The organism is Desulfotruncus arcticus DSM 17038, from assembly GCF_900113335.1.
Lineage (GTDB): Bacteria > Bacillota > Desulfotomaculia > Desulfotomaculales > Desulfallaceae > Desulfotruncus > Desulfotruncus arcticus.
The window spans coordinates 111,069-117,897 of sequence record NZ_FOOX01000018.1 but is presented as its reverse complement, the minus strand read 5'-3'; the positions used below and the strand labels follow the sequence as shown (position 1 = coordinate 117,897).

Here is a 6,829-nt window from a genome sequence, read left to right as displayed (position 1 = left end):
GCAAGGTGAAACCATTTATTGTTAAGGTTTAATAAAGTCATGTTTTTGGTGAGTCCCTGAGGAACCCTTGGGCCTTAGTACTAGGCGCCTTTGGGTAGCCTTGATAGCCCGTTAAGAGGGCTGTTGTATAATATTAAGTCCGATGGAACGGTAAGCTTATTACATGTTTTCGGAGCCGCCCATCGGTAATTAACACACACTACAGCCCTTAGGGCTGTCAAGGCCGCCGTCCATCATGGAAAGTTTAAATCCCACAGTACTATTTTATGTAATTCTATGAAATCAAGAGATTATGGGATATAGACTCTAATAATAGGGGGTTTCTCCGGGATGTTGAGGTTAGTCATAAATAAGTACACGTAGTTGCTAGATAGCGCCGGTATTATTGGCACATGCAAAATCAGTTTTGCGCACTCTGAAAAATAAGTAAGTAATGAAGCCGGTTTATTATATCAACAGGAGATTATTATGTTTGACTTACAAGAAATTTTAATGAGAATAAAAAAACCTCCAATTTTCGAGTCAAGCAATTCCTGCATTTGGACGGAAGAATATATTTCCGAACGGATGCTGGAGGCTCATTTGAATCCGGATATCGATGCTGCAAGCCACAAGATTGAAACAATAGAAGGTACGGTTAAATTCTGGTTGGAAAAAGGATTGATAAAACCGGGAGACCGGGTTTTGGATCTGGGTTGCGGTCCGGGCCTTTATGCCGAGCGTCTGGCGATAGCGGGAATGCGGGTGGTTGGGATAGACCAATCAGAGGCGGTACTGTCCCATGCCATGAAACAGGCCAAACAAAAAAATCTATCTATCGAATACAGGTGCATGAACTTTTTAGAGCTTAAGGATGAAGGTAAGTATGATGCCGTCTTGCAAGTTTTTGGTGAGTTCTGTACTTTGCCGGATGATGACAGGGATCTGTTTTTGGCGAAGATCTATCGTGCTGTGAAACCGGGGGGAATATTTTTGATGGACGTTTCAACACGAAAGCTTCGCGTGAAGGATGGTTTGAAAAATAACTGGTACGTTAATGAAAGTGGTTTTTGGAGGCCAGGGCCGCATTTAGTTCTTGAAATGGGTTTTGACTATCCGGATAATGATATTTGGCTGGATCAGTATATTGTGGTTGACCAGGGAGGAAACACAACAACCTATCGTTGTTGGTTTCATGATTATTCACTTGAAACGTTAACTCCTGTGGTGGAATCAGCAGGATTTGATGTGGGCACTGTCTGGGGCGATTTGGCCGGGGCGCCATATAACAGTCAGTGTGATTGGATTACGGTATCATTAAAAAAGACGGGCTCTTGCTGCAAATAACCAAAGAATGAGGTATTTATAATATGTTAAGTAGTGCTAAAAAAAGTTTATAGATTGGGGGATTATATGCCAAAAGATAATTTAACGAACACAGTTGCTCTTTTTTATCCACAATGGCAAGGGGCCGGATATGCACCTGAGCTTTTTGATGGCACGGTTGCCCTTTGGGATTTCTTTTCCCCTCAAATCCCTTCGATCATGATTCAAGTTGACAGGCAAGGTGAGTTAGTTAAACAAAACGCCATTGTTGGATTTGAACAGATTGAGAAACAATTATTGAATGCGCTTACATTGCTGCAGGATAAAAAGCCTTCCCGAGTCGTAACCATAGGGGGCGGGTGTGATGTGGATGTGGCTGTTATCAGTTACCTGCGTACGATGCATGGCCGCCTGGGAATCCTATGGTTTGATGCTCATGGAGATTTAAATACCCCGGAAAGTTCTCCCAGTCAATTATTCCACGGCATGGCCTTGCGTTGCCTACTTGAGGGGGGAACAGGTTTTGGTTTTCAATTGCCGATACCGTCCATATCTTCAAAGGATGTAGCGCTCCTGGGGGTACGCGATTTAGACCCTCCGGAGAAAGAATACATTGAAAACACAGGTATTCCGGTAATGGCTGCTGGCGAAATGACAGATGGTTTCCCTAAAAGGTTGGTTTCACAATTTAGGCAAATTGAAAAAGTATATGTACATATTGATCTTGATGTACTTGATCCTGGTGAATTTGCAGGTGTGAAGTGTCCAGCTTTAAATGGCATACGAATCAAACAACTTAGTTCTATTTTGCAAGATATTATGGAACGCTGGGATGTAATAGGTTTAAGCCTCGTTGAAAACATCGAGATTGATGAAAAGAAGCTAAATGTATTAGAACCCATTATTCAAATAGCACGAGAACTTTAATCCATTATCCAAATTCTCAGGGACAAGACATATAAAATAGCTCATCTCACGATGCAAAAGCAAAGGCAAAGAGGGATTTTTATGAATGACAACAAAACGCCGCACATGGCTTCAGTGTATGACGAACAGGTTAGGCAGACAATTCCGGAATATGTTTTATTTCATGATCAAATAATTGATTTAGTTAAAGCATATAATGATGCTCCGAGTGTGTGGCTGGACACCGGGTGTGGAACGGGAACCCTGGCGATGAAAGCACTGGAGCAATTTAAGGATACCTCTTTTATTCTGACAGACCCATCCGTTGATATGCTCAATATAGCCAAAACCAAACTGGCCGGAAATAACAGGGTAAGGTTTGCCGGTTCGGCCGGCACCCTGGAACTGGACCTGCCCGGTAAAAGCATTGATGTTATCACAGCCGTAATGAGCCATCATTATTTCGATATTGAATCAAGGAGAAAGGCCACGGAAAACTGCTTCCGCATGCTGAAAAACGGTGGTGTTTTTGTTACTTTTGAAAACATAAGACCCAACTCTGAAAAGGGAGTTCAAATCGGGTTGGAGAGATGGAAAAGGTTCCAGTTGGCTCAGGGTAAGAGTGAGGAATCTGTTCAAAAACACCTGATGAGGTTTAACACCGAGTTTTTCCCCATTACCCTGGAAGAACACCGGCACCTGTTGCGGAAAACCGGGTTTGGGTTTTGCGAAGTATTGTGGGTTTCGTATATGCAGGCCGGCTTTTATGCTATAAAATCATAAGTTACTTTTACAGAAATAATCTTGCTTATCTTTACGCACCATTAATCCTACACCAATGGCAACAAAAAAACCGATGATAGCATCTATAACCATGTGCATAAAAAATGAAACTCTCGACGATCCTAAATGTTTACCGAGCCAAATGTATCCAGGTGTGTCATTTTGGAAGGTAGGTATCATTATCTGGCATATTAGAAACCCAAGCGTAGTCATAAACAATAAATTTTTATGCTCAGTCTGATCGTTGAGAATCGTAACCACAGGAAGGTTAAATTTCTGGATATGTTCTTGCGTATAACTTAAACCTTTCTCTTTATTAAATTGTATAAAATAATAATGAAAAAATAAAAGAACCTGCTCCTGTATTAAAGAGGTGTAGGTTTTTAATTTATCAAAAAACAAAATAAATTAAAAGAATATTTTTATGTTTTTCTAAAATATCGATTGTATTTATTTAAAAATCGGGTATGCTTATATTATAAGAGGTGATTTTATGCTTATTACATTTAAAGTTGCCAACTATCGTTCGTTTCGGGATGCGGCCGTTTTATCCATGGTGGCATCAGGCCGCAAGGAATACAAAGAAAGCTTAATTCCCTATGGGGCAAAGAATGTGCTGCCTGCGGCTGCGATTTATGGGAAGAACGGCGGCGGCAAGAGCAACTTGATTCGTGCCTTTTGGTTGGGCGTACAGTTTGTGCGCAATGCCCAGCGGACGCAGCATGAAAAGGCGTCCATACCTGTACAGCCTTTTTCTTTAAATGATTTTTCGCAAAATGAACCCACATCATTTGAATATACCTACATGCAGGATGGCATCAAGTATGTCTACGGCTTTTCTGCTACTAAAACAAAAATTATAACGGAATATCTGTATCACAGTCCCAAGGGACAGAAGGCAACCATTTTTGAGCGAAAGGCTCAGGAATTCTCATTCCCTATAGATGCTGAGAAGAAGAAAAAAGAGATGATCAGTGATGCTGTTGCCTCAAACCAGCTCTATTTTGCAGTATCCTGTACAATGAACTATAAGCCATGTATTGCGGCGATGAAGTGGTTTCGTGAAAGCGTTATCTTTTCGCGGGATTACACAGATATTCCAAATCAAATTATCCAGCATGCCGAAGACACCGGTATGCTAAAGGCAATTGTCTCTGCAGCGCAAAAGGCAGATCTCGGCATTCAGGATATGAAGTTTGAGATAAGTAACAAAGAGTTGTCAAAACAAGAGAAACTTCCGGATAATCTGCCGGATGATGTTAAATCTGCTTTGCAAAACTTGATGAAAGCCTTATCGAGCGCCCCTAATGAGGCTGAAGCGAGGCTGCGGGTTAGTGAGCTAAAAGCTACATCGCTGCATTACGGCGTGTCCAATGCAGGTGATATGAAGTACTATCCACTAGAGCTTGCGGATGAATCGGATGGTACAAAACATTTGATGGCGCTGGCTCCGGCCATAGAAAAAACGCTGTCCAGTGGCGGTATCTTGATTGTAGATGAGATAGAAAAGGAAATGCACCCCCTGCTTGTGGAGTACATTGTGGCACGCTATCAAAGCAAAAACAGCAACAAAACCGGTGCGCAGATTGTCTTTACCACGCATAACACAGAGCTTTTAAACATGGAGGTGCTGCGCCGGGATCAGATTTATTTTGTGGATAAAGACAAAAAAACTGGAGCATCGGAACTTTATAGCATTACTGAATTTTCTCCTCATCCTGACGAGAATATCCGCAAAGGTTATTTAGCCGGCAAGTACGGTGCTGCGCCAATCCTTGAAACAGAGGAGGTGTAGCCGTTGGCTCGAAGAATTAAGCCTTTGATCTTTGTGTTCTGGGAAGGAGAAAGCGAACAGGCCTACACGAAATACCTTAAGTCTGCGTTTGAGGATGTAGCTGTGATACGCTTTCCCTCCAATTCTGGATTATTTTTGGAAGCGAAAAATATGTTCAAGAATAGCCCAAAGTATCGAAACAACGCCGAGGTTACAGATGAAATCTGGTTTTTCTTTGACACCGAGCTTGAAAAGGCTGTGCACTGGGAGAGAAATTATAAGATTATCAAAGAACTGCGAAAGCTACGCAAGTGTCAGATAAAGGTTCGTCTCCTCATGACAACGGCTTGTATGGAGTATTGGATGCTCCTGCATTTCGAGCGTACAGCACCTGCAATTGCGTCTCCGGCTGACAAAGAGCGTATTAAAGACCGGGTGAAAAGATGTGTGCCATTTTATGAAAAGGGTGACTACGGTTCCACATGCGAGATTGCCAAACACTACGGGACGGCCATCGAAAACGGAAAATGGACGCTTATTTCATTAGTAGATGACGGCCTGCCAACCTTGGAGGATACCGATGAACGCAACTGCTGGCTGTATCAAGGAACGCACACATTTACGACGGTACATGAGGCTATTGAATTTCTAATCGAATTGAAAAGATAAAAAAGTACAACTTTTTAAGCTGTGTGTATGTTTTTCGCTGAACAACCTGCGGCTGATGATGGTCTGATGAATATTTTGCTGTTTATGGCAGATTATGGAGATAAATTGATCGGGATGGCATTGAAGCAGATCTAAAAAGCGGGTTGGATTTTCTTTGAAACGACTTGCTTGGGCATGAAAGAAAAAGAAAACCAACCTGAGCGACCTCGTGATGGAAGGAAAACAGAACAATGTAACCGGAAGAGGAACTACCACTCACAATCAACTTTCCAGCGGAATAACAGTGCGGTACTTGCCACCGGGGGCCTGCTCCGGTGGTTCCTCGACGCGCTCAACAGTGATATTATTGAGCGCTCGGTGAGTAGGTACGCCACGCTATTTACGCTGCCACCGCTTAAATGGAGTGTACTAAAATAAAATGCACATCGAATACAAGGTAACAAATGATAATAATAATCAAAAAGTCTCACAGATACTTAAGAACCATCTGAAATTTTCCCGTGGTGAAATACGAAGGATTAAACGCTGTGCCGGACTTATGGTGAACGATCAAGCAGTTCGTTTAAATTCGCTGGTAAAAGAAGGTGATTTAATACGGGTAAATTTTCAGGATGATAATGACCAACCGGTAATACCCCAGGACATACCATTAAATATTCTCTTTGAGGACGAACATATCCTGGTAGTGAACAAACCATTCAACATGCTGGTACACCCGCTTTCCTATCATGTTCTGAACACCTTGGCTAACGGCGTTATTTACCATTGGCAGCTGCAAGGACATAACAGTAAATTCAGATCGGTCAACCGGTTGGATAAAGATACTTCTGGAGTTATCTTAATCGCCAAAAGCAGTTACATCTGTCATCAACTCTCTGAGCAAATGAAAAAAGGCATATGCCGGAGGGAATACCTGGCAGTGGTGCACAACAGAATAACTATGAATTCTGGAATACTTGATTTCCCTATCGGATGGCCCAATAATGACTCCCTTGTCTTTGGGGTAACATCTCAGGGTAAAGAAGCGATCACTCATTTTACCGTAATACAGCGTTTCGCCAGCGGCAGTCTGGTCAAATTGCGGTTAGAAACAGGCCGTACCCACCAAATAAGAGTTCATATGAGACATTTCGGTCATCCCTTAATGGGAGATGAGCTATATGGGGGTAGTTTAGAGCTGATACATCGTCAGGCTTTACATAGTTGGCATCTGGAGTTTAACCATCCTGTCACAAAGAAAAACATGCAACTGGAGGCCCCTCTGCCAGCCGATATGACATCTTTAATCCATGAGTTAAAAAGTTTAAGAAAGTTTTTTCCATAACATGCTTTACAAAAATAATTATATGTGATAGAATTATTTTCTACAAGTTCATTAGGTCTGGAAACAAA

The 6,829-nt window shown here is 42.0% G+C and carries 8 protein-coding genes; 7 read left to right on the top strand and 1 reads right to left on the bottom strand.

Going from position 1 to position 6,829, the window contains the following annotated elements:
- The first annotated feature begins 492 nt into the window (after nucleotides 1-492).
- From BM056_RS20295 to BM056_RS20285, 3 genes are all read left to right on the top strand, one after another.
- On the top strand, nucleotides 493-1,326 hold the full coding sequence (locus BM056_RS20295) for a class I SAM-dependent methyltransferase (protein WP_207648230.1): 834 nt from the start codon (nucleotides 493-495) through the stop codon (nucleotides 1,324-1,326).
- A 66-nt stretch (nucleotides 1,327-1,392) separates the two neighbouring features.
- Nucleotides 1,393-2,232, top strand: a complete 840-nt coding sequence (locus BM056_RS20290) for an arginase family protein (RefSeq protein WP_092473882.1) — start codon at nucleotides 1,393-1,395, stop codon at nucleotides 2,230-2,232.
- Nucleotides 2,233-2,313: 81 nt separating this feature from the next.
- Complete coding sequence (locus tag BM056_RS20285; RefSeq protein WP_092473880.1) at nucleotides 2,314-2,994, top strand: class I SAM-dependent methyltransferase; 681 nt, start codon at nucleotides 2,314-2,316, stop codon at nucleotides 2,992-2,994.
- On the opposite strand, the gene BM056_RS20280 is transcribed toward BM056_RS20285, so the two are convergent.
- On the bottom strand, nucleotides 2,989-3,396 hold the full coding sequence (locus BM056_RS20280; RefSeq protein ID WP_092473878.1) for a hypothetical protein: 408 nt from the start codon (nucleotides 3,394-3,396) through the stop codon (nucleotides 2,989-2,991). The two genes, BM056_RS20285 and BM056_RS20280, sit on opposite strands and share 6 nt — an antisense overlap.
- Before the next feature lie 91 nt (nucleotides 3,397-3,487).
- Between BM056_RS20280 and BM056_RS20275 the strand changes: the two genes are divergently transcribed.
- The 4 genes from BM056_RS20275 (at nucleotide 3,488) to BM056_RS20265 (ending at nucleotide 6,761) form a co-directional block, all read left to right on the top strand.
- Complete coding sequence (locus BM056_RS20275; protein ID WP_092473876.1) at nucleotides 3,488-4,789, top strand: AAA family ATPase; 1,302 nt, start codon at nucleotides 3,488-3,490, stop codon at nucleotides 4,787-4,789.
- Nucleotides 4,790-4,792: 3 nt separating this feature from the next.
- Complete coding sequence (locus BM056_RS20270) at nucleotides 4,793-5,437, top strand: RloB domain-containing protein (protein ID WP_092473874.1); 645 nt, start codon at nucleotides 4,793-4,795, stop codon at nucleotides 5,435-5,437.
- Between the two features lie 174 nt (nucleotides 5,438-5,611).
- Complete coding sequence (locus BM056_RS25885; RefSeq protein WP_131820802.1) at nucleotides 5,612-5,854, top strand: hypothetical protein; 243 nt, start codon at nucleotides 5,612-5,614, stop codon at nucleotides 5,852-5,854.
- Nucleotide 5,855: 1 nt separating this feature from the next.
- Nucleotides 5,856-6,761, top strand: a complete 906-nt coding sequence (locus BM056_RS20265) for an RluA family pseudouridine synthase (RefSeq protein WP_092473872.1) — start codon at nucleotides 5,856-5,858, stop codon at nucleotides 6,759-6,761.
- The last annotated feature ends 68 nt before the right edge of the window (nucleotides 6,762-6,829 follow it).